Below are 23,402 nucleotides of genomic sequence, written 5' to 3'. Positions count from 1 at the left end.
GGAACAAGGGGGACTCCTCCGGGAATGAAAAACAAGAAATGCGTGTGGCAGGGCGTGGGGCGTCTTCTTCAGGACGTCGTGCGGCTGGAAAGCGCGTTGTTGTTGCGGGCCGCGGCGGCCATGGCGCGTCGGCGCCACCAGAGCCAGATGCCGCTGAAACCCAGGCCGCCGAGCGCCAGGCCGAGCAGCGCGGTGACGACCTGGTGGGCCACGCCGCCCAACTCGCCCGTGTGCAGCGGAAAGATCACCGCCACCGCGCCGTTGCCGGCATCGAGGTCCTGCCATTTGCGCGCCGCCAGCACCTCCCCGCTGACGGGGTTGAGCCACACCGAGCTGATGCCGTTCGGGTGCGGATCGTCGGCGAGCCGGAAGCGCACGCGGATCGGCCGGTCCGCCTTGCCGGGCACCAGCACGTAGCCGATCGGCTGGCCCGGATACACCTGCTGCGCGCGGGCCACGAGGTCGTCGAGCGGCATGCGCGGGCCGCTGGCGCTGCCCTTGGCGATCGTCGGCGGCTTGACCGGCTTCTGACCCACGGCGGCGGAGATGAAGTCGCCCAGCGGCCGCCAGGCCATGTAGGCGCCCGTGGCCACCGACACCGCGATCAGGAGGCCGAGCACCGCGCCGCCTGTGCGGTGCAGGTCGAACAGCCCGCGCAGGAGGCCACGGTTCAGCACGATGCGCAGCGACGGCGGCCAGCGCACCGGCCACCACAGCACCAGGCCCGTCACCAGCAGGAACAGGTAGGACAGCGCCACGAAGGCCAGGATGCCTTTGCCGGTGCTGTCGAGCAGCAGGCTGTTGTGGATCTTGTAGGCCAGGTTGTAGAAACCTTCCTCGGTGCCGCGCCGGCCTTGCTCGGCGCCGGTGGCCGGGTCGAGGTAGAGCGTGCCGTCCCACTTGCCGCGCACCAGCACCCAGAGCGTTTCGTCGGCGTGGTGCGGCGGGCGCAGCGTGAAATTGGTGTCGGGGCCGAATTCGGACACGATGCGCTGGCGCAGCGGCTCGAGCGGCAATGCGGCCGCAGCCGCGATGGCATCGCCCGCGCTGCGCGAGACGAAGAGGTCGGCATGCACCCGGCGGTCGATTGGCTGCGCCACCACCAGCACCGCGCCGAGCAGCGCCGTGAGGGCCAGGATCGGTCCGAGCGTGAGCCCGGTCCAGCGGTGGATCTTCAGCCAGAGACGTCGCAGCGGAGCGCGCAGCATGAAACACGGGGACCTCGAGGAGTCCCGTCATGGTTGTTGGCTGGCGCACCCGTGAAAAGAAGGGCGCGTTGGCTGGAAAGTTGGGGTCCGCGTGTGCGTCAGACCAACCGTTCGCTGCGGCTGGTGGATCGATACACGGGAACTTTAGATTCTACTGGCGAGTTCCGCGGCCTTGCCGACGTAGCTGGCGGGTGTCATGGCCAGAAGGCGGGCTTTTTCCTCGTCCGGAATGGCCAGCGAGCGGATCAGCCCATGCAGCGCCTCGGCCGTCACGGTCTTGCCGCGCGTCACTTCCTTGAGTTGCTCGTAGGCGCCCTGCACGCCGTAGCGGCGCATCACGGTCTGGATCGGCTCGGCCAGCACTTCCCACGAGGCGTCGAGGTCTTCGGCCAGCGCTTCTTCGTTGAGTTCGAGCTTGCCCAGGCCCGTGGCCAGGCTCGCGTAGGCCAGGGTGGCGTAGCCGAAAGCCACGCCGATGTTGCGCAGCACCGTGCTGTCGGTCAGGTCGCGCTGCCAGCGGCTGATGGGAAGCTTCTCGCTCAGGTGGCGCAGCACCGCGTTGGCCAGGCCCAGGTTGCCTTCGGCGTTCTCGAAGTCGATCGGGTTGACCTTGTGCGGCATCGTCGAGGAGCCGATCTCGCCCTTCTTCAGCCGCTGCTTGAAGTAGCCCAGGCTCACATAGCCCCAGACGTCGCGCGAGAAGTCGACCAGGATCGTGTTGGCGCGCGCCACCGCGTCGAAGAGCTCGGCCATGTAGTCGTGCGGCTCGATCTGGATGCTGTACGGCTGGAAACTCAGGCCCAGGCCCAGCGGCGCGGGCGTCTCGATGACCTTGCGGCTGAAGGCTTCCCAGTCGAAATCGGGCCAGGCCGCCAGGTGGGCGTTGTAGTTGCCGACCGCGCCGTTCATCTTGCCCAGGAGCTGCACCGAGGCGATCTGCGCGCGGGCCTTCGAGAGGCGCACTGCCACGTTGGCGATTTCCTTACCGACCGTGGTCGGGCTGGCGGTCTGGCCGTGGGTGCGCGAGAGCATCGACACACCGGCGAACTGGTGCGCCATTTCGCGCAGCTTGGCGATGAGGCCGTCGATGGCGGGGAGCACCACCTTTTCGCGCGCGGCCTGGATCTGCAGGGCGTGGCTGGTGTTGTTGATGTCTTCGCTGGTGCAGGCGAAGTGCACGAACTCGGCGGCGGCAAGCAGCTCGGGCCGGGCTTCGAACTTGGACTTGATCCAGTACTCGACGGCCTTCACGTCGTGGTTGGTGGTCTTCTCGATCTCCTTGATGGCCAGCGCATCGGCCTCGGAGAAGTGGGACACCAGGCCCAGCAGGTACTTGCGGGCGCCGCCGGTGAGGGGCTTGAATTCGGCGAAGCCGCAGTCGGACAGCGCAATGAACCACGCCACCTCGACCTGCACGCGCCGGTGCATGTAGCCCTGTTCGCTCATCAGCGGGCGCAAGGCCGCGAGTTTGGCCGCATAGCGGCCGTCAAGGGGGGAGAGGGCGGAGACGGTGGAAAAGCTCATGCCCGAATTTTAGGCGGCCGGCGGTCCGTGGGGCCGTACCGACACATCGGGGTGGATCCGGGCCCCGGGTTGTCCCGTTCACCTAAAATGATTATGAGCAAGTGTTATCAAGCCAAGAACAAAGGGAGAGAGCCTTCATGAAACTGATCGGATCCGCCGCCAGCCCTTATGTGCGCAAGGTGCGCGTGGTGCTGGCCGAAAAGCGGCTCGATTACCAGTTCGTGCTCGAGGACGTCTGGTCCGCCGACACCACCATCTCCAACTCCAATCCGCTGGGCAAGGTGCCCTGCCTGATCATGGAAGGCGGGGAGGCGATGTTCGATTCGCGCGTGATCGTGGAATATCTCGACACGCTGTCTCCGGTAGGCAAGCTCATCCCGCAGCAGGGCCGCGAGCGCGCCGAGGTCAAGACCTGGGAGGCGCTGGCCGATGGCGTCATGGACGCCGGCGTGCTGTGGCGCCTGGAAGCCACCTGGTCCGGCCGCAACGACCACGAGCGCAGCACGACCTGGATCGAGCGCCAGCGCGCGAAGGTCGTGGATGGCGTGGCCGCCATGTCCAAGGGCTTGGGCGACAAGCCCTTCTGCAGCGGCATCCACCTGAGCCTGTCGGACATCGCTGTGGGCTGCACGCTGGGCTGGCTGAACTTGCGCTTTCCCGACATCGACTGGCGCGGCGAGCACGGCAATCTGGCCAAGCTCTATGACAAGCTCATGCTCCGCCCGAGCTTCATCGACACGAAGCCCTGAGACGGGACACCCCCGAACAAAGGCGCCACGGGGCGCCTTTTTCTTTTTCAGAGCCCGGTGAACCTGGCAACGGCCGGAAAGTAGAGCCGGTACGGCAGCAGCCGCATCAGCTTCATCCAGAACGTGAAGCGCCGCGGAAAGTGGATCTCGAACGCGCCGCGGCGCCAGCCGTCGAGCATGGCCTGGGCCGCCTGTGCGGGCGTGATCAGCGCCGGCATCGCGAAGTCGTTCTTCGCCGTGAGCGCCGTGGTCACGAAGCCTGGCTGGATCACGCTCACGCCGATCCCTCGCGCATGCAGGTCGATGTAGAGCACTTCTGCTAGGTGGGTCAGCGCGGCCTTGGTCGGGCCGTAGGCCAGGCTCTTGGGCAGTCCGCGAAAGCCCGCGACGCTCGCGGTGAGCGATATGTGGCCCGCGCCGCGCGCCACGAAGCCGGGCAGCACGGCGGCCAGCACGTTCAATGCGCCGACGTAGTTGACCTGCTGGTGCGCGAGCATTTCGTCGAGCGCGAAGGCATCGGCGCGCAGCACGCCATACGTGGCGGCGTTGAAGAGCACCAGATCGACGGTGCCGGCCATCGCCTGCAGCTGCGCATACGCGGCGGCGACCGCGGCGGCATCGCGCACATCGAGCGGCAGCACGATCACGCGCGGCGGCAGCGCGGCATCGTTGTGCAACGCCGCGAGTTCCTCGAGCGCTTCGCCGTTGCGCGCCGACACCGCGATCCGCGCGCCGCCTTCGAGCAGCGCCAGCGCCGTCGCGCGCCCAATGCCCGAGGAGGCGCCGACGATCCACGCGGTCTTGCCCCGCCAGTCGGCGAGCGGCGGGTTGAAGGGCTTCACTGCGCAGCTTTCGCCGGAAGCGGCCGGGGCGATGCGGGCGCGGGCGATCGAATCACCAGCGCCCACAGCGTCGCACCCGCCGCCACCTTGAGCACGCAGGGCAGGAGACAGTAGGCGAGCGACAGCGCCTGCAGCGCCGACGCATCGCGCGCGCCGGGCACGTAGCCGGCCAGCCCGAGCAACGGCAACGCGAGGCCGGCGGCCAGCGCGAGGTTCAGCTTGGTCGCGAAATTCCACCAGCCGAAGTACGCGCCGGCATGCGGCTGGTCGCCGGCCTCGGCAATGATTCCGGCCAGCAATGCGCTCGGCAGCACCAGGTCCGAGCCGATCGCGAAACCCGACAGCGCGCAGACGACGAGAAAAGGCATCGCGTCGCCCGCACCCATTGCGCCGGCCCATGCGAACACCGCCACCGACATGCACATGCCGCCGAGCCAACTGCGCGCGAGCCCCCAGCGGCGCACGATGCGCAGCCACACGGGAATCGATGCGGCAGCGACCACGAAGTAGAGACCGAGAAACGCGGGCTCCATCGCGGCGGGCGCGCGCAGCCGGTCCTGCACGAAGAACAGCACCAGCGTGGCCGGCACCGCGCTCGCGATGCCGTTGAGGATGAACACCGCAAGCAGGCGGCGAAACGGCGCACGGCGCAGCGGCAGCCGCAGGTCGGCTGCCGTGTGCGACGCGGCGGCGCGCGTCGGCCGTGGTGCCTGCGTCCAGAAGACCCATCCCGCCACCAGCATCACGCCGAACAGCGCGACCGTCGCGGGCAGTCCCGCCAGCGTCGGCGTGACCGATGCCAGCACCACGCCGAGCAGTCCCATGCCTTCGCGCCAGCCCACGATGCGGCTGCGCTGCAGCGCGTCGCCGCCCAGCATCGCGCCCCACGACTGGTGCGCGATGCTCAGCATGCTGTAGCCGGCGTAGGTCAGCGCGAGCAGCACGGCGGCGATCACGAGCAGCGCGCCATGGCGCGCCGGGTCGACCAGCAATTGCGGAAAGAAGAGCAGCCCGAAGCCCAGCAGCAGGACACCCGCGGCGACAGCGCCGAAGCCCAGAACGGCCTGCGCCGAACGCGCATGCAGCCGGTCGCTGAGCCGCCCGAGCAGCGGATCGATCAGCGCATCGAGCAGCCGCGCGCCCAGCAGCACCGCACCCAGCGTGGCGAGCGGCACGCCGAACGCGCGAGCGTAGTGGTTGGGCAGCAGCACATAGAGCGGCAGCGCGACGAAGGCGAGCGGCAGGCCGAGCAGCCCGTAGCGCACGCCGTCGAGAGGGCCGAAAGAGGACACGAAGGGCCGCGCCGTCTCTAGCGCTTTTGCAGCGTGTACTGGACCACGTCGATGTTGGCCTGCGAGAACGCCGCCTCGCAGTAGGCGAGGTAGAACTCCCAGATGCGCATGAAGCGCTCGTCGAAGCCCAGCTGCAGGATCTGCCCGCGCTGCGCGAGGAAATGCTCGCGCCAGCGGCGCAGCGTCTCGGCGTAGTCGGCGCCGAAGGCGAACTCGTCCACCACCGCAAGCCCCGCGGCCTCGGCCTCGCGCCGGAACTCGCGCGGGCAGGGCAGGCAGCCGCCGGGGAAGATGTACTGCTGGATGAAGTCGGTCGAGTCGATGTAGCGGTCGAAGAGCTGGTCGTCGATCACGATGCTCTGCACGCAGGCGCGGCCACCGGGCTTCAAGAGCCGGCTCACGCTCTGGAAGTAGGTCGGCCAGTATTCGCGGCCCACGGCCTCGACCATCTCGATGGAGCAGACGGCGTCGAACGGCGCGTCGTCGATGTCGCGGTAGTCCTGCAGGCGCAGGTCGGCGGAAAGGCCCACGGTGCGCTGGCGGGCAAAGGCGAGCTGTTCGGTGGAGAGCGTCACGCCCGTGACCGAGGCGCCGAAATCGAAGGCCGCCATCTCGGCCAGCGCGCCCCAGCCGCAGCCGATCTCGAGCACGCGGTCGCCGGGCTTCACGCCGGCCAGCTCGAGCGCACGCCGCACCTTGGCGCGCTGGGCGTCGGGCATCGGCTTGTCGAGATTGCCTTCGAACCAGGCCGACGAATAGTTCATCGTCTCGTCGAGCCAGAGCTTGTAGAAGGCATTGCCCAGGTCGTAGTGCGCATGGATGTTGCGCGAGCTGCCGGCCTTGCTGTTGCGGTGCATCAGGTGCCGCACGCGGTACACGAGGCGGCCGAACCAGCTGCCGTAGACCACGTCCTCGATCGCGCGGCGATTGGCAATGAACACCTTGATCAGCTCGACCAGGTTCGGCGTGGTCCAGTCGCCCGCGATGTAGCTCTCGGCAAAGCCGATGTCGCCCGACTTGAGCGCGGCCTTGCAGACCTCCCAGTTGCGCAGCGTGAGCGAGGCCGTGAGGCTGCTGCTGCCGGGCGCGGCGCCGAAGTGCCGCACCGAATCGTCGGGCAGCCGCACGGTGAGCGAGCCGTGGGCGAGGCGTTGCAACAGGCCCAGCACCGTGCGCGCGGCGCCGGGGGCGTCCTGCGGCAGTGAAAAGCGCGAAACCTGGGGGGCGGTGGTGGTCGGGGTCATGGGTTCGCCTGCGGCTGGTGCGGATGGTCGCTGGACACGAAATGGCGGGGCGGCGCGGGCTTGGCGACGAAGGGAACGCGCTTGAGCCAGAGCTTCGCGGCCTGCCAGTGGATGCGCGCGATGAGCCCGAAGGTCATGGCGGGATAGCGCCAGAGCGCACGCCGCACGCTGGCCGCGGTGAGCGGACCGAGTTCGCCGCTCACGCTGGTCTGCAGCAGGGGGCCGTCGGCGTCGTCGTGGTCGATGCGCACCACCGTGTGGGCGAATTCGGCATCGACGAAGAAGCGGAAGCGGTAGTCGCCGCTGACCTGGCAGAACGGCGAGACGTGAAAGGCTTTAGTGGCCTTGAGCTCCATGCCGTAGACCGGGTGGTCCAGCAGGTAGCAGTGGCGCTCGCCGAAGGTGTTGTTGACCTCGACCACGATGGCGCGCAGCGCGCCTTCGGCTGTGTGGCAGTACCAGAAGCTCACCGGCTTGAAGGTGTAGCCGAACACGCGCGGATAGCAGTGCAGCCAGGCCTCGCCGGTCGCATCGTGGATCCGGTGGGCGGCCAGCAGGTCGTCGAGCCAGGCCAAGGCGCCGCCCTGCGCAGGCGTGCGGCCGTCGCCATGGTCGACGTCGTGGAAGGAGAGGGCCGCCCGCCGGTTGAGCGCAAGCGCGTCGCTGCCGTTGGCGCGCAGGCTGCGCATCGGCAGCATCAGGAAATAGGTCGGGTAGACGAAGGCGTTGCGCGCCGGGCGCAGGCGCGCATGGCGCACCTCGCCGAAGCCCATCAGCGGGAGCGGGCGCTCCTGGGTCATGCCGCAGACCTTGTCGCCCGCAGGCCGGCGGCCGCAGCCAGGCCGGCCTTCAGGCCGTCTTCGTGGAAGCCATAGCCCATCCACGCGCCGGCGAACCAGGTGTTGCGCTGGCCTTGCAGGGCGGAAACCTCGGCTTGCGCGCGGATCGCGGCAAGGTCGAGCACCGGGTGGTCGTAGTCGTATTCGGCCATGACCTGACTACGCGGGATCTCGCGCGCCGGATTCAACGAAACGATCACCGGTTGCTCCCACGGCAGCGGCTGAAGCTTGTTCAGGAGGTAGTGCAGGCAGACCCGGCCCGATTCGCGCTCGCTGGCCGCCGCGCGCTCGTAGTTCCATGCGGCCCAGGCCGATCGACGTTGCGGCAGCACCGAGGCGTCGGTGTGGAGCACGGCGTGGTTCGGCTGGTATCGGATCGCGCCGAGCACGGCCGATTCGGCGGGGCTGGCATCGGCCAGCATGGCAAGTGATTGGTCGGAATGGGTGGCCAGGATCGCGTGGTCGAAGCGTTCGGTGCCGGTGTCGGTGGCGACGAGCACGCCGCCGTCGGCGCGGGTGATGCGACGCACGGGGGTGCGCAGGCGCTTGTCCTCCAGACCCGCGACGATCTTTTCGACGTACTGGCGCGAGCCGCCGCGGACCGTGCGCCACTGGGGCCGGTTGGCGATCTGGATCAGCCCGTGGTTGTGGCAGAAGCGGATCATGGTCGCGACCGGGAACGCGAGCATCTGCGCGGTCGAGCAACTCCAGATGCAGCCCATCATCGGCAGGAAGTACCAGTCGCGGAAGGCGGCGCCGAAGCGGTGGGCATCCAGAAATTGGCCGAGGGGCTGGGCCAGTTCGCCTTCCGTGCCGGCCTGGGCGATGCGCGTGGTCAGGCGGTTGAAGCGCAAGAGGTCGGCCAGCATGCCGAGGAAGCGCGGGTCGGCGAGGTTGCGCCGCTGGGCGAAGACGGTGGAGAGGTTGTTGCCGCTCCACTCGAGCCGGCCGCCGTTGTCGCGGGTGGCCTGGACCGAGAACGACATCTCGGACAACGCCGTCTCGACACCGAGCTCGGCGAAGAGGCGGATCAGGTTCGGGTAGGTGCGGTCGTTGTAGACCAGGAAGCCGGTGTCGACGCCGTGGGCGACCGGGGTGTTGTCGGTGGCGGAGCGTGGAAGCTCGATCGTTGCCGTGTGGGCGTGGCCGCCAAAGTAGTCACTGGCTTCGAAGAGGGTGATGCGGGCCGCATCGCGAAGGGCATGCGCTGCAGCCAGTCCCGAGATGCCGGCGCCGATGATGGCGACTCGAAGGGGCCGCGTCATCGCGAGCCCCGATTCCGGCGGGAATATAAAAATGCTGCGAGGCGCCCCGACGCGAAGGAGGGAGGGAGGGAGGAGGAGAAGAATCGCCTCGGGATTTCGACCAGACGGCAAGCGCCTGGAAGACCTCGCAACATGAAAACCGGTGGGTTTTGGCCACCCACGCAAATTATGAGCGCGGCTCCCGGGGCCCGGTTCCCGGTGCAGTGGTAAACGTTTGTGACGCTCAGTTCACGATTGAGTGGACGCATCGGTAAATAATATTACCGATTCGTTTTTTTGTGAACTGGTCAGTCTTAATTTGTCCCGAGTTGCTTCTCGATGACGTTCACGAAGCCGTTCTCGTCCGGCGCCGTCATGCTCGACCAAGCCTGCACGACCTTGCCATCGCGCCCGATCAGGTACTTGTAGAAATTCCATTTCGGCGTGGTGCCGGAGGCCTGGGCGAGCTGTTTGAACAGCGGATTGGCGTCCGTTCCGCGCACCGACGACTTGGCGAACATCGGAAACTTCACCCCGAAGGTGCTCTCGCAGAAGTCGGCGATTTCCTTGTTGGAGCCCGACTCCTGGGAGAAATCGTTCGACGGGAAGCCCAGAACCACCAGCCCGCGGTTGCGGTATTTCAGGTCCAGTGCTTCCAGGCCCTTGTATTGCGGCGTGAAGCCGCAGAAGCTCGCCGTATTGACCACCAGGACCACCTTGCCGGAGTACTGGCACAAAGTCTGGGGCTTTTCGTCCTGCAGTCGCGGGAAGGTGTGTTGAAGGATCGCGGGGCATCCGGCAGCCTCTGCCGGAGCGGGTGCGAGAGGTGGTGTCTGGGCGCTCGCCGGAAGCGCCGTAAACAGCGCCGCCACGAGGGAAACCGCCGGTGTGCAGCGCCAGAGCGTCGACAATAAGAAAAGGGTTCGCATGGCGGGCTCCTGGTTCAAAAAGGGGGGTGTGCATCCGTGCCGCCACGGCGCACGTATCCGCATCATCGCGCGTCTGTCATGGGCGCGCCAAACGGGCCGACTAAAATCGGCGGCCATAGAAAGACTTTGATGCTCTATCCGGAACTCTTCAGACAACTCGAATCCGTCCGCTGGGACATGGACAAGGACATTCCCTGGCAGTCGTTCGATGCTTCCTTGCTGACGGAAGAGCAGGCCCAGACCATCAAGATGAATGCCATCACCGAGTGGGCGGCGTTGCCGGCCACCGAGATGTTCCTGCGCGACAACCGCCACGATAGCGATTTTTCCGCTTTCATGTCGATCTGGTTCTTCGAGGAGCAGAAGCACTCCCTGGTGCTGATGGAGTACCTCAAGCGCTTCAGCCCCAAGCACGCGCCCACCGAAGCCGAACTGCACGAAGTGCGCTTCGATTTCGACCCGGCCCCCCCGCTCGAGACCCTCATGCTGCATTTCTGCGGCGAGATCCGCCTGAACCACTGGTACCGCCGCGCCGCCCAGTGGCACACCGAGCCGGTCATCAAGCACATCTACACCACGCTGAGCCAGGACGAAGCCCGCCACGGCGGCGCGTACCTGCGCTACATGAAGCGTGCGCTCGAGAAGTTCGGCGACGAGGCCCGTGCCGCGTTCACCAAGGTCGGCGTCCTGATGGCCAGCGCCCGCCGCACGGCACAGGCCCTGCACCCGACCAACCTGCATGTGAACAAGGCGCTGTTCCCCAACGACACCATCCAGAGCCGCATGCCCGATCCCGACTGGCTTGAGCACTGGCTCGACAAGCAGATCAAGTTCGATGCCGTCTGGGAAACCAAGGTCGGCGAGCGCATCCTGCACAACCTGAGCCTCTTGATGAACCGCAGCTTCAAGACCGTGCAGGAGCTGAACCGCTATCGCAAGGAAGTCGCCGCCACGCTCGGCCCCAAGCCCGAGTACCAGGGCGCATAAACAAACAAGAACTTCGCCCCGCACCCCCGGGGCGATTTTTTTGGGCGAGCGGTGTCACAACCCGCGGGCGCCGAACGTCTAATCGGGCATGGACGACCCGACCCTCACCTTCGACAGCCACCGTCGCCGCCTCCAGGGCATCGCCTACCGCATGCTCGGCTCCGTTGCGGAGGCCGAAGAGGTGGTGCAGGACGCCTGGCTGCGCTGGCATGAAGCCGACAAGGCCAGTTTCGACAGCGCCGAAGCCTGGCTCGTGACCGTCGTCACGCGGCTGTCGATCGACCGGCTGCGCGCCGCCAAGGTCCAGCGCGAGCATTACATTGGCGCCTGGATGCCCGAGCCGACGTTGACCGAGTCGCCCGACACCCCCGAGGAATCGCTCGAGCGCGCCGACAACATCTCCGTCGCCTTCCTCGCCGTGCTCGAACGCCTGGCCCCCGAGGCACGCGCCGCCTTCCTGATGCGCGAGGTGTTCGATGCCGACTACGACGAAGTGGCGCTCACGCTCGGCAAGAGCGAAGCGGCCTGCCGCCAGCTGGTGCACCGCGCCAAGGCACAGGTGCAGGACGCACGCCCGCGCTACCAGGTCTCGCGCGAAACCCACCAGCGCCTGCTGCGCGCTTTTGCCGACGCCGCCGCGCGCGGCAGCATGCACGACCTGAAGGCGCTGATGACCGAAGAGGTCGAACTCATCGGCGACGGCGGCGGCAAGGTGCAGTCGTTCAGCAAGGTCCTGACCGGCAACCAGCGCCTCGCGCAGCTCTACTTCTCGCTCTGGCGCCGCTTGGGCCCGGTGGTGCGCATGGAGCTGGTGGAGATCAACGGCGAGCCCGGCCTCCTGCGCTTCGTCGACGGCGAACTCGAATCCGCGCAGACCTTCGAGATCGAGGACGACCGCATCGCGCGCATCCGCGTGCAGCGCAACCCCGACAAGCTCGCCCGCATCGCGCAGCGCTTCGCCTCGAAATAGTTCGCGCGGCGTGTCACAGGGCCGATGGCTGGCCCGTCTTCAGTGGGTAGGAAGCAGATTTTTCTTCAACCGATCCACTGGAGCCTTCTCATGAACACGACCCCCCGCCTGAACTGGTTCAAGACCATCCCCAAGACCTTCGAAGCCATCCTGGGCGTCAGCGCCAGCATCGATGCGAGCACCGTCGGCAAGACGACGCTCGACTTCGTTTTCGCGCGCGTCTCGCAGATCAACGGCTGCGCCTATTGCCTCGACATGCACGTGCGCGACCTGCGCAAGCAAGGCGAAGGTTGGCAGCGCATCAACAGCCTGGCCACCTGGCGCGAAGTGAGCTTCTTCAACGAGCGCGAACGCGCAGCGCTGGCTTGGGCCGAATCGCTCACGCGGCTGGCCGATCACCACGACGAACGCGACGCCGAGTTCGAAGCCTTGAAGGCGCAGTTCAGCGACGTCGAGATCGCCGAGCTCACTGTGGCGGTCGCGCAGATCAACACCTGGAACCGCATCAACGTCGGCATGCGTGTGCCCGTCGCCGTGAAGGCGTTGGACTGAGCTTCCTCAGCGGCGCTCGATCACCATCGGCGCGATGCGCAGGCTCTCGCGCAACTGCGTGACGGCTTCGCCGGCTGCGTTGCGCGAAGCGAATGGCCCGGCCTGCAGGCGATGCGTGCCGGCTTCACTGAACACGCGCAGTTGCGGCGCCAGCGAAGGCAATCCGCGTGCAGCCTGGCTCAGCAGGCTCTCCGCACCGTCGCGTTCGCGGAAGGCGCCGAGCTGCACCCAGAAGCCAGCCACTGCGGCCGCAGACGGCGCGGCCGCCGAAGCTGCCGACGGCGGCCTTGCGGGTAAGTCGAGCGGTGCCATCGGCGCGAGGTTGGTGACCACGATCGGCTGACGCGGTGGCGGTGGGACGTCTGCTTCGACGGCCTGCGCCACGGGCTGCTGCTCGACAGGTGTCATCGCCGTCACCGGTGTTTGCGGTGCGACAGGCATCGTGGAAGCCGCTGGCGCATTCATCGCCACCGGCGCCACCCAGGCCGAGGGCACCGGCACCGACGCAGCCGTTGCGCGCGGAGCCGGCGAGGCTGCTGCATACGCGGTCCCCGAATCCCGTCGCCATGCCCCCGTGCGGATGTCCTCGTTCGTGATCCGCTCGATCTCCACCGGCGCGACGCCACGCAGCAGGTCGAGCTTGAGCGCGGCCGTGTAGCTCAGGTCGATGACACGCCCGTCGACAAAGGGCCCGCGGTCGTTCACCCGCACGATCACCTCGCGTCCGTTGGCCGGATTGCGCACCCGCACGTAGCTCGGCAGCGGCAGCGTCTTGTGCGCGGCCGTCATCGCATACATGTCGTAGGGCTCGCCGCTGGAGGTCGATGCGGCGTGGAATTTGCGGCCGTACCACGAGGCCAGGCCCGACTCCCGGAACGGCCGGTCGTCGGTGATCGGCTGGTAGCCCCGGCCCAGCACCGTGTAGGGCTTGCTGGTGCCGCCGCTGCTGCGGATGGATTCGATGCGGGGCTCGGCGTCGGGCACGCGGTCCAGGTCCGAGGGGATGTTCGTGCCCGGGCCGTCGCGGCCGCTGGCTACGCCGCCACCGCTGCGCGGACCGCTCGCGCAACCGGCGAGGAAGACGGCGACGGCAACCGCGCACGCAGCCAGCGCGGTGGTCGTATGGGCGCGGGATCCGTCAGCCAAATACCGCCTTCCAGAGTGCCAGCATGGCGTCGCGTTCCGCGGCCAGTGCAGGCGGGGTGACTTGTGTCGGCTCTTCGTTCAGGCGCGCGCGATGCTGCACGCGGCGCAGCTCGCGATACGCCCGCGCCGCGCTGCGGCCGATGCCTTCGGGCAGCAGCCCGGCCAGTTCGGCGCGCAGCAGCAGCGCGATGTTGCCCACGTTCGGAATCAGCTCGGGGTGTTCGCCCGAGCACGACAGCACGAGGAACTGCACCGCGAACTCGGCATCGACCATGCCGCCGGGGCTGTGCTTCACGTCGAAGCGGTCGGCCTTCACCGGCCGCGCGCCGCGCAGCTTGTCGCGCATGGCGATGATCTCGGCCTTGAGCGCCTCGCGGTCGCGCGGCGACACCAGCACGGCCTCGCGCACCTGATCGAAACGCACGCCCAGTTCGGCGCCATGGTCGGCACTGCCGAGCACGAAGCGCGCGCGCGTCATGGCCTGGTGCTCCCAGGTCCACGCGGTGTTGCTGCCGCGGCCGAGCTGGTACTTCTCGTAGGCCTCGAAGCTGGTGGTGAGCAGGCCAGAGTTGCCGTTGGGTCGGAGCGCCGTGTCGATCTCGAACAGGTCGCCCTCGCGCGTCTTCACCGTGAGCCAGTTGATCAGCTTGCGCACATAGGCCGCATAGACCTCGCCGGCGCGCTCGTCGTCATCGTCGTAGACGAACACGATGTCCAGGTCGCTGCCGTAGCCCAGCTCTTTGCCGCCCAGCTTGCCGTAGCCGATGATCGCGAACTGCGCCACCTCGCGGTGGCGGTTGCGCACATGCGGCCAGCACCAGCGGGCGGTCACGCGCAGCGTGGTGTCGGCCAGCGCGCTCAGGTCGTCGGCCACCTGCTCGACGGTGATGCGGCCGTCCACGTCGCGTGCCAGCGTGCGGAACACCTCGGCGTGATGGGCATGGCGCAGCAGGTTCAGGAGGCGCTCTTCGTCGGCCTCGCCGGTGCGGGTGAGCGAGGCGTGGCGTGCCTCCAGCTCGCGCTCGAATTCGTCGGCCACGAAGCGGCCCGACAGCATCTCGTCGCTCGCGAGCTCGTCGATCACGCCCGGGTGCTGCATCAGGTAGCGCGCGGGCCATTTCGCGGCGCCCAGGAGGCGCAGCAGGCGCTCCTGCACCGCGGGCCGTTCGACCAGCAGCGCGAGGTAGCTTTCGCGGCGCATCAGCGGCTCGATCCAGTCGGCCCAGCGCATCGCGGCATCGACATGGCGCGGTGTCTGTCCCGGGCCGTCGCCGTCGGGCTCCTTCAGCCACTGGCCGGTGCGCTGCACCAGCTGGCGCAGCCGCCCCCGCGTTTCTTCGCGCAGGGCGAGCACGCGCGGCGTTTCGCACCAGTCGCGGATGCGCTCGGCAAAGACGGGCGGCAGGTCGTCCAGCAGGTCCGCCAGGTCGGCAGGGGCCGCGGCCTTCTTGCCGTTGCACTTGCCGTTGCAGGGCTTCTCGCCGCCGAGCAGCTTGTCGAACTCCTGCGCGACGAACTCGCGATGCGTGTCGAGCTGCGCGAGGAAGGGGCAGCAGTCGGCGTAGCCCATCGACTGCGCGATCCAGCGCAGGTCGTCGTCGGCCACCGGCAGCACGTGGGTCTGCTGGTCGTCCAGGTACTGGATGCGGTGCTCCACGCGGCGCAGGAACTCGTAGGCCAGCGCCAGCGCATCGGCGGTTTCCTGTGGCATGAGGTTGGCGCGTGCCAGGCGCTGCAGCGCATCGAGCGTGGGCCGCGTGCGCAGCTCGGGGAACTGCCCGCCGCGCACCACCTGCAGGAGCTGTACCGTGAATTCGATTTCGCGGATGCCGCCACGCGAGAGCTTGACGTCGTTCGCGCGCTCGGGTCGGCCTGCGCTGCGGCGTGCCGATTGCTCGCGGATCTGCCGGTGCAGCGTGCGCAGCGAATCGAACACGCTGTAGTCGAGGTAACGGCGGAACACGAAGGGCAGCACCGCACCGCGCAGGCCCTGCGCGTGGCCGCCGAGCACGACGTCGCGCGGCGCCACCACCCGGCTCTTCAGCCAGGCGAAGCGTTCCCATTCGCGGCCCTGCACCTGGAAATATTCTTCGAGCGCATCGAGCGAGACCACGCTCGGCCCCGAGTTGCCGTTGGGCCGCAGCGCCAAGTCGACGCGGAACACGAAGCCGTGCTCGGTGGTGTCGCCCACCAGCGCGTAGATGCGCTTGACGGCGCGCGAGAAGTACTCTTGGTTCGCGAGGCGCCCGCGCCCGCGCCCGTCGGCGTCGCCTCGGGTCTCGCCGTCCAGGTCGTACAGGTAGATGAGGTCGATGTCGCTCGACACGTTGAGCTCGCGTGCGCCGAGCTTGCCCATGCCGATCACCCAGAGCTGCGCGCGCTGCCCATCGGGGCCGAGCGGCGCGCCATGCACCGCGTCGAGTTCGTGGCAGGCATCGGCGCAGGCGATGTCGAGCGCGAATTCCGCGAGCTCGGTGACCGCGGTGGTCACTACAGCGAGAGACGCCTGCTGGTCGCAATCGAGCGTGACCAGCCGCTCCATAACCAGCTGCCTGACAATGCGCAAGGCATCGCCCACCGCATCACCGCGCTGGCGCAATGCCTCGAAGGCCACGGCCATCGATTCGCGCCGCGGCTCGCCCGGGGGAAGCAATGCAAGCTCGGCCGCATACCTGCGACGAAGGCGCTGGACGAAACGGGAGTAGGAAGAGAACGCGACCTGTACGGTCGGCGTCGAAGTGGCTGGCAACTGGTTCACACTGCTATCGGTTTCCGTGGAACCCCTCTGAATGCTGGCGGTCATAATTCCCGACACAGCGCGATCCTCAATGAACGACACGGCGTCTACCCCTTCACGTCTGCTCAAAATCACCGCTGTGACGGCGCGCTGGCTGTTGGGTTTGCTGATCGCTGCATGGCTGCTGCTGGCGCTGTCAGTCGTTGTCCTACACGCGTGGATTGTGCCGCGAATCGGTGATTTTCGCGGCGCACTGGAGGCACAGGCTAGCAAGGCCATCGGCGTGCCGGTGCGCATCGGGTCTATCACCGCCCGCCCCGAGGGGCTTTTCCCCGCCTTCGAACTGCGCGACGTGGTGCTGCAGGATGCGGACAAGCGCGAGGCCCTTCGCCTCGTGCGCGTGGTGGCCAGCGTGTCGCCGCGATCGCTCTGGCGCCTCAATTTCGAGCAGCTCTACATCGAGGGTCCAGAGCTCGATGTGCGCCGCGATGCTCAGGGAAAACTCCATGTGGCTGGATTGCACATGGACACCGACACGACCGGAGAGACCCGCGCCGCCGACTGGTTTTTCGCGCAGCGCGAACTGGTCATCGAAGGCGGTACCGTGCGCTGGACCGACGAGCAGCGCCAGGCCGAACCGATCCTCTTGACCGACGTCCGCTTCGTGGCGCGCAACGGTGGCCGCCGCCACGGCCTGCGGCTCGACGCCACGCCGCCGGCCGGCTGGGGCCAGCGCTTCACGCTGCGGGGGCAGTTCCGCCAGCCGCTGCTGTCGGTGCGCACCGGCCGCTGGCAGACCTGGGACGGCCAGATCTACGCCGACCTGCCCTATATCGACGTCACCCGCCTGGGCCAGTACGTCTCGCTCGATGCGCGCATCCGCGAAGGCAACGGCGCGGTGCGCCTCTGGGCCGACGTGGAAGACGGCCAGCTCGTGGGCGGCGCCGCCGACCTGGGGCTCGACCGCGTCGATGCTTCGCTCGGCAAGGGGCTGCAGCCGCTGGTGCTGCGCTCGGTCACCGGGCGCCTGGCAGGCCAGTTGGACAAGGACACCCTCGAGTTCTCGACCACCGCGCTGCAGTTCGACACCTCCGACGGCATGCGCTGGCCCGGCGGCAACCTCTGGCTGCAGCACACGCCGGCCAAGGGTCGCACGCCGGAGAAGGGCGCGTTGCGTGCCGACCGGCTCGACCTGGCCGCGCTCGCGCTCATCGCCGATCGCCTGCCGCTCGGCGAAGCCACGCACCGCGTGCTCGACAGCTATGCGCCGCGCGGGTTGGTGGAGCACATCGACCTGAGCTGGCAGGGCTCGCTGGGCGCGCCCGACAAGTACCAGGCGCGCGGCCGCGTGAGCGGCCTGCGCGTGGCCTCGCAGCCGGCACCGGCAACGCCGCCGCCTGCGTCTGCGACGTCCACCGCGGCAACGGCAGCCGCCACGCCTCCTCGCGCCCACCCCGGCACGCCCGGTCTGAGCGGTGCCACCGTCGACTTCGACGCGACCCAGGCCGGTGGCACGGCCACGCTGGCCATCGCGCAGGGCACGCTCGAATTCCCCGGCGTGTTCGAAGAGCCCGTCATCCCCATCGACCGGCTCGCCACCCAGCTCCAGTGGAAGCTCGACAACGGCAACGCGCAGGTGCAGGTCTCCAAGCTGCGCTTCGCCAACACCGATGCCGAAGGCGATGCCGAGGCGACATGGCGCACCAGCGATCCAGCCGTCTCCAGCAGCAAGGGCCGTTTTCCCGGCGTGCTCGACCTGCAGGGCAAGCTCACCCGCGCCGACGGCACGCGCGTGTTTCGCTACCTGCCGCTCGACATTCCCCAGCACACGCGCGACTACGTGCGTGATGCCGTCACCAAGGGCACCGCCAGCATCGTCGATTTCCGCGTGCGCGGCGACCTGCACGACATGCCGTTCAAGGACCCGAAGCTGGGCGACTTCCGCATCGCGGCCAAGGTGGCGGATGTCAACTACGCCTATGTGCCGCCTTCGCTCGCAGCCACGTCGTCGCGCAGCGCAGCGCCCGCCCCGGTGTGGCCGGCACTGACCGGCCTCTCGGGCGAACTGGTGTTCGAGCGCGACAGCATGCTGGTGCGCAATGCGCGCGGTCGCCTGGTCGGCGCCACCGGTGTCGAGGTGACCAAGGGCGAGGCGCAGATTCCCGAGCTGTCGCACCATGCGCAGGTGCTGCGCGTCGATGTGCAGGCCAAGGGTCCGCTCGGCGAGGTGCTGCGCGTGGGCGCACCGCTGGCCGGCGAGACGGGGGAGATCATGCGCACCGCGCGCGCCACCGGCTCGGCCGACTACAAGCTGCACCTGGAGCTGCCGCTCGCGGCGATGGACAGCGCCAAGGTGCAGGCCAGCGTCGCGCTGGCCGACAACGAACTGCAGTTCGTGCCCGAGGCGCCCTCGCTCACCCACGCCAAGGGCACGCTGAACTTCACCGAGACCGGTTTTTCGCTGGCCGGCGTGCAGGCCAGGCTGCTCGGCGGCGACATCCGCATCGAAGGCAAGGGCCGTTTCGCGGGACCCAACCGCGAGGTCACGCTGAAGGCGCAGGGCACCGCCACCGCCGAGGGCCTGCGCGGTGCGCGCGAGGCCGAATGGCTCGCGCGCCTTGCCGGCAAGGCCACCGGCAGCACGCCGTTCGCGGCGACGTTCTCGGTGCGCGACGGCGCTTCGGAACTGTCTCTCACCAGCAGCCTGCAAGGCCTTGCGCTGCAACTGCCGACCCCGCTCGTGAAGACCGCCGAGGAGCCGATGCCGCTGCGCATCGAGAAGAAGGTGCTGGCGCGTGAAACTCGCCAGGGCGGCGTCACCGTCGCCACGCAGGACCAGCTCTCGCTGGAGCTGGGCCGCGTCGGCGCGGTGGAGTTCGTTCGCGACATCTCGGGCGCCGAGGCGCGCGTGCTGCGCGGCAGCATCGGCGTCGGCCTCTCGGCCGGCGAGACCGCGAGCCTGCCCGACAAGGGCGTGTTCGCGAACGTCAACGTGGCCAAGCTCGACATCGCCGCGTGGGACGCCCTCCTGGGCGCCGCCGCGAGCAGCACCCCGAGCGAAACCCCCGGCGCCGGCGAAGACGCCGCGCAGGCCTACGTGCCCACGCGCATCGCGGTGCGCGCGCAGCAACTGGGCATTGCCGGCCGCACCCTGCACAACGTGGTGTTGGGCGGTACGCGCGAGGGCGCGCTCTGGCGCGCCAACATCGACGCCACCGAACTGAGCGGCTATGCCGAGTACCGCCACACGCAGGCCGGCCGGCTCTACGCGCGGCTCGCGCGCCTGAAGATCGCGCCGGCCGAGGCGACCCAGGTCGAGGCCCTGCTCGACGAGCAGCCGGGCACGCTGCCCGCCCTGGACATCGTGATCGATGACTTCGAACTGCTAGGCAAGCGCCTGGGCCGTGCCGAGATCGATGCGGTCAACCGCGGCGGCGCGGGCCGCGAGTGGCTGCTCAACAAGCTGACCTTCACCATGCCCGAGGCGAGCTTCGCGGCCAAGGGCACCTGGGCAGCCATCCCCGGTGCCGCCGCGGGTCAGCGCCGCACCGCGATGACCTTCAAGCTGGACATCGCCGATGCCGGCGACCTGCTCGCGCGCTTTGGCATGCCCGGCGTGCTGCGGCGCGGCAAGGGGCGGCTCGAAGGCGATGTCAACTGGCGCGGCTCGCCGTTCTCGCTCGACTATCCGAGCCTGGGCGGCCAGTTGCAGGTCGACGTGGAATCGGGCCAGTTCCTCAAGGCCGACCCGGGGCTGGCCAAGCTGCTCGGCGTTCTGAGCCTGCAGGCTCTGCCGCGCCGCCTCACGCTGGACTTCCGCGACGTGTTCAGCGAGGGCTTTGCCTTCGACTTCATCCGCGGCAACGCCAAGATCGACAAAGGCATCGCGAGCACCAACAACCTGCAGATGAAGGGCGTCAACGCCGCGGCGCTCATGGACGGCTCGGCCGACATCGTGCGCGAGACGCAGAACCTGCGCGTGGTGGTGGTGCCCGAGATCAATGCCGGCACCGCCGCGCTGGTGGCCACCGCCATCAATCCGGCCATTGGCCTGGGCACCTTCCTCGCGCAGTGGGTGCTGAGCAAGCCGCTCGCCGCCGCCGCCACGCAGGAGTTCCACATCGAAGGCACCTGGGCCGACCCCAAAATAGCCAAGGTGCCGCGCTCGCTGCAACTGCCGAGCCTTCCCGGATTGCCGGGGTCACCGGGCCGGACCGGCTCCGCGGCCGCGGAAGAAGGCAAGAAAACGGAGACCACGCAATGAAAGTCGCAGCCATCCAGATGGTGTCGGCCATCGCCCGCGAAGCCAACCTCGCGCGCGCCCACGACCTGCTCGCCCAGGCCGCCGCGGCGGGCGCCGAGCTCGCGGTGCTGCCCGAGTATTTCTGCATGATGGGCGCGCGCGACACCGACAAGCTGGGCCTGCGCGAGACGGCCGGCGCGGGCACGGTGCAGGGCTTCCTGGCCGATGCGGCGCGCGAGTTCGGCCTGTGGATCGTGGGTGGCACGCTGCCCATCGAGAGCACCGATGCCGAGCACGTCTTCAACAGCTCGCTGGCCTTTGCGCCCGATGGCCGGTGCGTGGCGCGCTACGACAAGATCCATCTCTTCTTCTTCGACAACGGCACCGAGCGCTATGACGAGCGCCGCGTCATCGCGCCGGGCGCCAAACCCGTCGTGTTCGACTTGCCCTCGCGCGACGGCCACAGCTGGCGCATCGGCATGAGCGTCTGCTATGACCTGCGCTTTCCCGAGCTCTACCGTGCGCTCGCCAGACAGGGCGCCGATCTGCTGCTGGTGCCCAGCGCCTTCACCCGCACCACCGGCGCCGCCCACTGGGAGGTGCTCCTGCGCGCCCGCGCCATCGAGAACCTCGCGTGGGTGGTGGCGCCCGCGCAGGGCGGCACGCACGAGAACGGCCGCCAGACCTGGGGCCAGTCGCTCGTCATCGACCCCTGGGGCACGGTGGTAGCGCAGCAGGCCAGCGACGAAGGCGTGGTGCTGTTCGACATCGATGCAAAGCAGATCGAGCGTACGCGCACGCAGCTGCCCGTCTTGTCGCACTGCGTTCTCTAGCGATGTCCGATGCGTTGACCGTCGCACCGCCGCGGTGGGCGCGTTCCGCGTACGGGCGCCTGCGCTCGCTGTGGCAGCGCTGGTTTCTGTGGCTGCTGCTCGCGGTGCTGGTGTCGGTGCTCCTGGTCACGGTGGTGTGGCTTGCGGGGCGGCACGAGGTCGAGCAGGTGCAGGCCCAACTCGACCGCGACACCGCCGACGCCGTCTCCGACCTGCGCAGCGGCTTCCAGCGCAATGCGCAGAGCCTGCGCGCCACGCAGACGCGGGGCACGGATCGCTCGCAATGGAACGAGGCCGCTGCGGCCCTGCTGCGCGAGCACCGCGAGTGGCTCAGGCTCGAATGGCGCGATGCTGCGCTGCGCCCCCTCGAGGCGATCAACACGCCCTACCGCATGCGCCTCCTGGACGAGGCGAGCCGCGGCCCCGAGCAGTCCGACGTGACGCTGGCCTGCGCGGCCGCCCGCAAGCTCGGCGCGGGCGCGTACTCGCCGAGCCACTACGTGCCGATTGCCGGTGGTGGCGGTGTCGAGGTGATGGAGTTCTGCGTGCCGATCGATGGTGGCGGCTTCCTCGTTGCGAGCTATTCGCTGCGCGATGCGCTCATCGAACTGGTCGGCCCCACGCTCACGCGCGGGCAGGAAGTGGCGTTCACCGAGACCGACGGCACGCGGCTGGTGGCGCTGGGCAGCTCGCGCCGCGTCGGCACGCGCGTCTTCACCTCGCAGCAGCTGATCGACCTGCCGGGCGCTGCGCTGATGCTGCGCGTGGACGGCTGGCGCGCCGCACCCGACTTGTTCCCGAACATGCTCACCGCGCTGGTCACCGCGATCTCTATCGCGCTGGTGTCGGTGCTGGTGCTGCTCGCGCGCGACACGCGGCGGCGCCTTCGCGCCGAGCGCGACCTGGCCGATGCGCTCGCGTTCCGCAAGGCGATGGAAGACTCGGTCATCACGGGCCTGCGTGCACGCGACCTGCAGGGGCGCATCACCTACGTGAACCCGGCCTTCTGCGAGATGGTGGGCTTCACCCCCGAGGAGCTCATGGCCGACAGCGCCGATGCGCCCGAAGCACCCTATTGGCCCACCGAACTGGCGCACGAATACCAGCAGCGCCAGGCGCGGCGGCTGGCCGGCGGCATGCCGCCGCGCGAGGGTTTCGAATCGGTCTTCATGCGCAAGGACGGCACGCGCTTTCCGGTGCTGATCTTCGAGGCGCCGCTCATCAACGCGCACCGCGTGCAGACCGGCTGGATGAGCGCGTTCATCGACGTGAGCGAGCAGCGCCGCATCGAAGAGCTTTCGCGCGCCAGCCAGGAGCGCTTGCAGGCCAGCGCGCGGCTCGCGACGGTCGGCGAGATGGCGTCGCTCCTCAGTCACGAACTCACGCAGCCGCTGGCTGCGATCGCGAGTTATGCCAGCGGCTCGCTCAACCTGCTCGGGCCTCATGCCAAGGGCGACCAGGGCGAAGTCGCAATGGCCGTCAGGCGCATCGCCGAGCAGGCCGACCGCGCGGGCCAGGTGATCCGCAGCGTGCACGACTTCGTGCGCCGGCGCGACCGCACGCGCGAGGCCGTCGCACCGCAGGCTCTGATCGATGCGGTGCTGCCGCTGGTGCGGCTGCAGGCGCGCAAGCTCGGCGTGATCATCGAGGTGGTGCTCGAAGACCGGCTGCCCGCGGCCATGTGTGACCGCACGCTGGTCGAGCAGGTGCTGCTCAACCTCGCGCGCAATGCGATGCAGGCGATGGACAGCCCCGACAACATCGGCAGCCGCGTGCTGCGGCTGCGCGTGGCGCGCGCCGTGGCGGTGGGCGGAAGCACCACCGCCGACGACGCTCGCCGCTGGCTCGAGTTCTCGGTGGCCGACCTGGGCTGCGGCATCAGCGACGATGTGGCCGAGCGGCTCTTCACGCCCTTCTTCACCACGCGCGCCGACGGCATGGGGCTGGGCCTGAGCCTGTGCCGCACGGTGGTGGAGCAGCACGGCGGCGCGCTCATGCACGAGCCCAACCGGCCGCGCGGCACCGTATTCCGATTCACCCTGCCGAGCACATGACGCCCTCCC

General features: G+C 68.6%; 17 protein-coding genes. 7 read left to right on the top strand and 10 right to left on the bottom strand.

What is annotated here, in order from left to right:
• Nucleotides 1-68 precede the first annotated feature (68 nt).
• The gene (locus ACSFA7_RS10340; protein ID WP_435499272.1) at nt 69-1,208 is read right to left on the bottom strand and encodes a PepSY-associated TM helix domain-containing protein; all 1,140 of its coding nucleotides are present in this window, start codon (nt 1,206-1,208) and stop codon (nt 69-71) included.
• A gap of 144 nt (nt 1,209-1,352) precedes the next feature.
• Nucleotides 1,353-2,732 (bottom strand): adenylosuccinate lyase, encoded by a 1,380-nt coding sequence (purB, locus tag ACSFA7_RS10335; protein WP_176661248.1) that lies wholly within the window; start codon nt 2,730-2,732, stop codon nt 1,353-1,355.
• Between the two features lie 137 nt (nt 2,733-2,869).
• Between purB and ACSFA7_RS10330 the strand changes: the two genes are divergently transcribed.
• Nucleotides 2,870-3,481, top strand: a complete 612-nt coding sequence (locus tag ACSFA7_RS10330; RefSeq protein WP_435499271.1) for a glutathione S-transferase N-terminal domain-containing protein — start codon at nt 2,870-2,872, stop codon at nt 3,479-3,481.
• A gap of 47 nt (nt 3,482-3,528) precedes the next feature.
• On the opposite strand, the gene ACSFA7_RS10325 is transcribed toward ACSFA7_RS10330, so the two are convergent.
• From ACSFA7_RS10325 to ACSFA7_RS10300, 6 genes are all read right to left on the bottom strand, one after another.
• The gene (locus tag ACSFA7_RS10325) at nt 3,529-4,323 is read right to left on the bottom strand and encodes an SDR family NAD(P)-dependent oxidoreductase (RefSeq protein ID WP_435499270.1); all 795 of its coding nucleotides are present in this window, start codon (nt 4,321-4,323) and stop codon (nt 3,529-3,531) included.
• Nucleotides 4,320-5,615: an MFS transporter gene (locus ACSFA7_RS10320; protein WP_435499269.1), complete on the bottom strand. Its 1,296-nt coding sequence runs from the start codon at nt 5,613-5,615 to the stop codon at nt 4,320-4,322. The genes ACSFA7_RS10325 and ACSFA7_RS10320 overlap by 4 nt, the downstream gene beginning before the upstream one ends.
• A gap of 17 nt (nt 5,616-5,632) precedes the next feature.
• A complete protein-coding gene (locus tag ACSFA7_RS10315; protein ID WP_435499268.1) occupies nt 5,633-6,859 on the bottom strand; it encodes a class I SAM-dependent methyltransferase in 1,227 nt (408 codons plus the stop codon).
• Nucleotides 6,856-7,659: a DUF1365 domain-containing protein gene (locus tag ACSFA7_RS10310; RefSeq protein ID WP_435499267.1), complete on the bottom strand. Its 804-nt coding sequence runs from the start codon at nt 7,657-7,659 to the stop codon at nt 6,856-6,858. The genes ACSFA7_RS10315 and ACSFA7_RS10310 overlap by 4 nt, the downstream gene beginning before the upstream one ends.
• The gene (locus ACSFA7_RS10305; RefSeq protein ID WP_435499266.1) at nt 7,656-8,963 is read right to left on the bottom strand and encodes an NAD(P)/FAD-dependent oxidoreductase; all 1,308 of its coding nucleotides are present in this window, start codon (nt 8,961-8,963) and stop codon (nt 7,656-7,658) included. The genes ACSFA7_RS10310 and ACSFA7_RS10305 overlap by 4 nt, the downstream gene beginning before the upstream one ends.
• 293 nt (nt 8,964-9,256) lie before the next feature.
• Entirely contained in the window at nt 9,257-9,871 is a 615-nt protein-coding gene (locus ACSFA7_RS10300; protein ID WP_435499265.1) for a glutathione peroxidase, read from the bottom strand.
• Nucleotides 9,872-10,000: 129 nt separating this feature from the next.
• Between ACSFA7_RS10300 and ACSFA7_RS10295 the strand changes: the two genes are divergently transcribed.
• The 3 genes from ACSFA7_RS10295 (at nt 10,001) to ACSFA7_RS10285 (ending at nt 12,380) form a co-directional block, all read left to right on the top strand.
• A complete protein-coding gene (locus tag ACSFA7_RS10295) occupies nt 10,001-10,858 on the top strand; it encodes a ferritin family protein (RefSeq protein ID WP_041943094.1) in 858 nt (285 codons plus the stop codon).
• A gap of 88 nt (nt 10,859-10,946) precedes the next feature.
• Nucleotides 10,947-11,828 carry an RNA polymerase sigma-70 factor gene (locus ACSFA7_RS10290; protein WP_435499264.1) on the top strand — a complete coding sequence of 294 codons (882 nt, stop codon included), beginning with the start codon at nt 10,947-10,949 and terminating at the stop codon, nt 11,826-11,828.
• Between the two features lie 90 nt (nt 11,829-11,918).
• Nucleotides 11,919-12,380 (top strand): carboxymuconolactone decarboxylase family protein, encoded by a 462-nt coding sequence (locus tag ACSFA7_RS10285; protein ID WP_435499263.1) that lies wholly within the window; start codon nt 11,919-11,921, stop codon nt 12,378-12,380.
• A 6-nt stretch (nt 12,381-12,386) separates the two neighbouring features.
• On the opposite strand, the gene ACSFA7_RS10280 is transcribed toward ACSFA7_RS10285, so the two are convergent.
• Nucleotides 12,387-13,526 (bottom strand): septal ring lytic transglycosylase RlpA family protein, encoded by a 1,140-nt coding sequence (locus ACSFA7_RS10280; protein WP_435499262.1) that lies wholly within the window; start codon nt 13,524-13,526, stop codon nt 12,387-12,389.
• Nucleotides 13,519-16,329: a bifunctional [glutamate--ammonia ligase]-adenylyl-L-tyrosine phosphorylase/[glutamate--ammonia-ligase] adenylyltransferase gene (gene glnE / locus ACSFA7_RS10275; RefSeq protein ID WP_435499261.1), complete on the bottom strand. Its 2,811-nt coding sequence runs from the start codon at nt 16,327-16,329 to the stop codon at nt 13,519-13,521. The genes ACSFA7_RS10280 and glnE overlap by 8 nt, the downstream gene beginning before the upstream one ends.
• 25 nt (nt 16,330-16,354) lie before the next feature.
• Between glnE and ACSFA7_RS10270 the strand changes: the two genes are divergently transcribed.
• Genes ACSFA7_RS10270 through ACSFA7_RS10260 form a run of 3 tightly spaced genes read left to right on the top strand, consistent with a single transcriptional unit; the run spans nt 16,355 to nt 23,393 of the window.
• Nucleotides 16,355-20,527, top strand: a complete 4,173-nt coding sequence (locus ACSFA7_RS10270; RefSeq protein WP_435499260.1) for a YhdP family protein — start codon at nt 16,355-16,357, stop codon at nt 20,525-20,527.
• Complete coding sequence (locus ACSFA7_RS10265; RefSeq protein WP_435499259.1) at nt 20,524-21,339, top strand: carbon-nitrogen hydrolase family protein; 816 nt, start codon at nt 20,524-20,526, stop codon at nt 21,337-21,339. Before ACSFA7_RS10270 ends, ACSFA7_RS10265 begins: the two co-directional genes overlap by 4 nt.
• Nucleotides 21,340-21,341: 2 nt before the next feature.
• Nucleotides 21,342-23,393 carry a two-component system sensor histidine kinase NtrB gene (locus ACSFA7_RS10260; RefSeq protein WP_435499258.1) on the top strand — a complete coding sequence of 684 codons (2,052 nt, stop codon included), beginning with the start codon at nt 21,342-21,344 and terminating at the stop codon, nt 23,391-23,393.
• Nucleotides 23,394-23,402: the final 9 nt, after the last annotated feature.

This window comes from Variovorax trehalosi (assembly GCF_051216415.1).
GTDB lineage: Bacteria > Pseudomonadota > Gammaproteobacteria > Burkholderiales > Burkholderiaceae_C > Variovorax.
This window is presented reverse-complemented; position numbering and strand designations above follow the sequence as displayed.

Bases quoted from the DNA above. Each gene is read 5' to 3' on its own strand.
- ACSFA7_RS10340 (WP_435499272.1), bottom strand. From the start codon at position 1,208: ATGCTGCGCGCTCCGCTGCGACGTCTCTGGCTGAAGATCCACCGCTGG.
- purB (WP_176661248.1), bottom strand. From the start codon at position 2,732: ATGAGCTTTTCCACCGTCTCCGCCCTCTCCCCCCTTGACGGCCGCTAT.
- ACSFA7_RS10330 (WP_435499271.1), top strand. From the start codon at position 2,870: ATGAAACTGATCGGATCCGCCGCCAGCCCTTATGTGCGCAAGGTGCGC.
- ACSFA7_RS10315 (WP_435499268.1), bottom strand. From the start codon at position 6,859: ATGACCCCGACCACCACCGCCCCCCAGGTTTCGCGCTTTTCACTGCCG.
- ACSFA7_RS10310 (WP_435499267.1), bottom strand. From the start codon at position 7,659: ATGACCCAGGAGCGCCCGCTCCCGCTGATGGGCTTCGGCGAGGTGCGC.
- ACSFA7_RS10305 (WP_435499266.1), bottom strand. From the start codon at position 8,963: ATGACGCGGCCCCTTCGAGTCGCCATCATCGGCGCCGGCATCTCGGGA.
- ACSFA7_RS10300 (WP_435499265.1), bottom strand. From the start codon at position 9,871: ATGCGAACCCTTTTCTTATTGTCGACGCTCTGGCGCTGCACACCGGCG.
- ACSFA7_RS10295 (WP_041943094.1), top strand. From the start codon at position 10,001: ATGCTCTATCCGGAACTCTTCAGACAACTCGAATCCGTCCGCTGGGAC.
- ACSFA7_RS10290 (WP_435499264.1), top strand. From the start codon at position 10,947: ATGGACGACCCGACCCTCACCTTCGACAGCCACCGTCGCCGCCTCCAG.
- ACSFA7_RS10285 (WP_435499263.1), top strand. From the start codon at position 11,919: ATGAACACGACCCCCCGCCTGAACTGGTTCAAGACCATCCCCAAGACC.
- glnE (WP_435499261.1), bottom strand. From the start codon at position 16,329: ATGACCGCCAGCATTCAGAGGGGTTCCACGGAAACCGATAGCAGTGTG.
- ACSFA7_RS10270 (WP_435499260.1), top strand. From the start codon at position 16,355: ATGAACGACACGGCGTCTACCCCTTCACGTCTGCTCAAAATCACCGCT.
- ACSFA7_RS10265 (WP_435499259.1), top strand. From the start codon at position 20,524: ATGAAAGTCGCAGCCATCCAGATGGTGTCGGCCATCGCCCGCGAAGCC.
- ACSFA7_RS10260 (WP_435499258.1), top strand. From the start codon at position 21,342: ATGTCCGATGCGTTGACCGTCGCACCGCCGCGGTGGGCGCGTTCCGCG.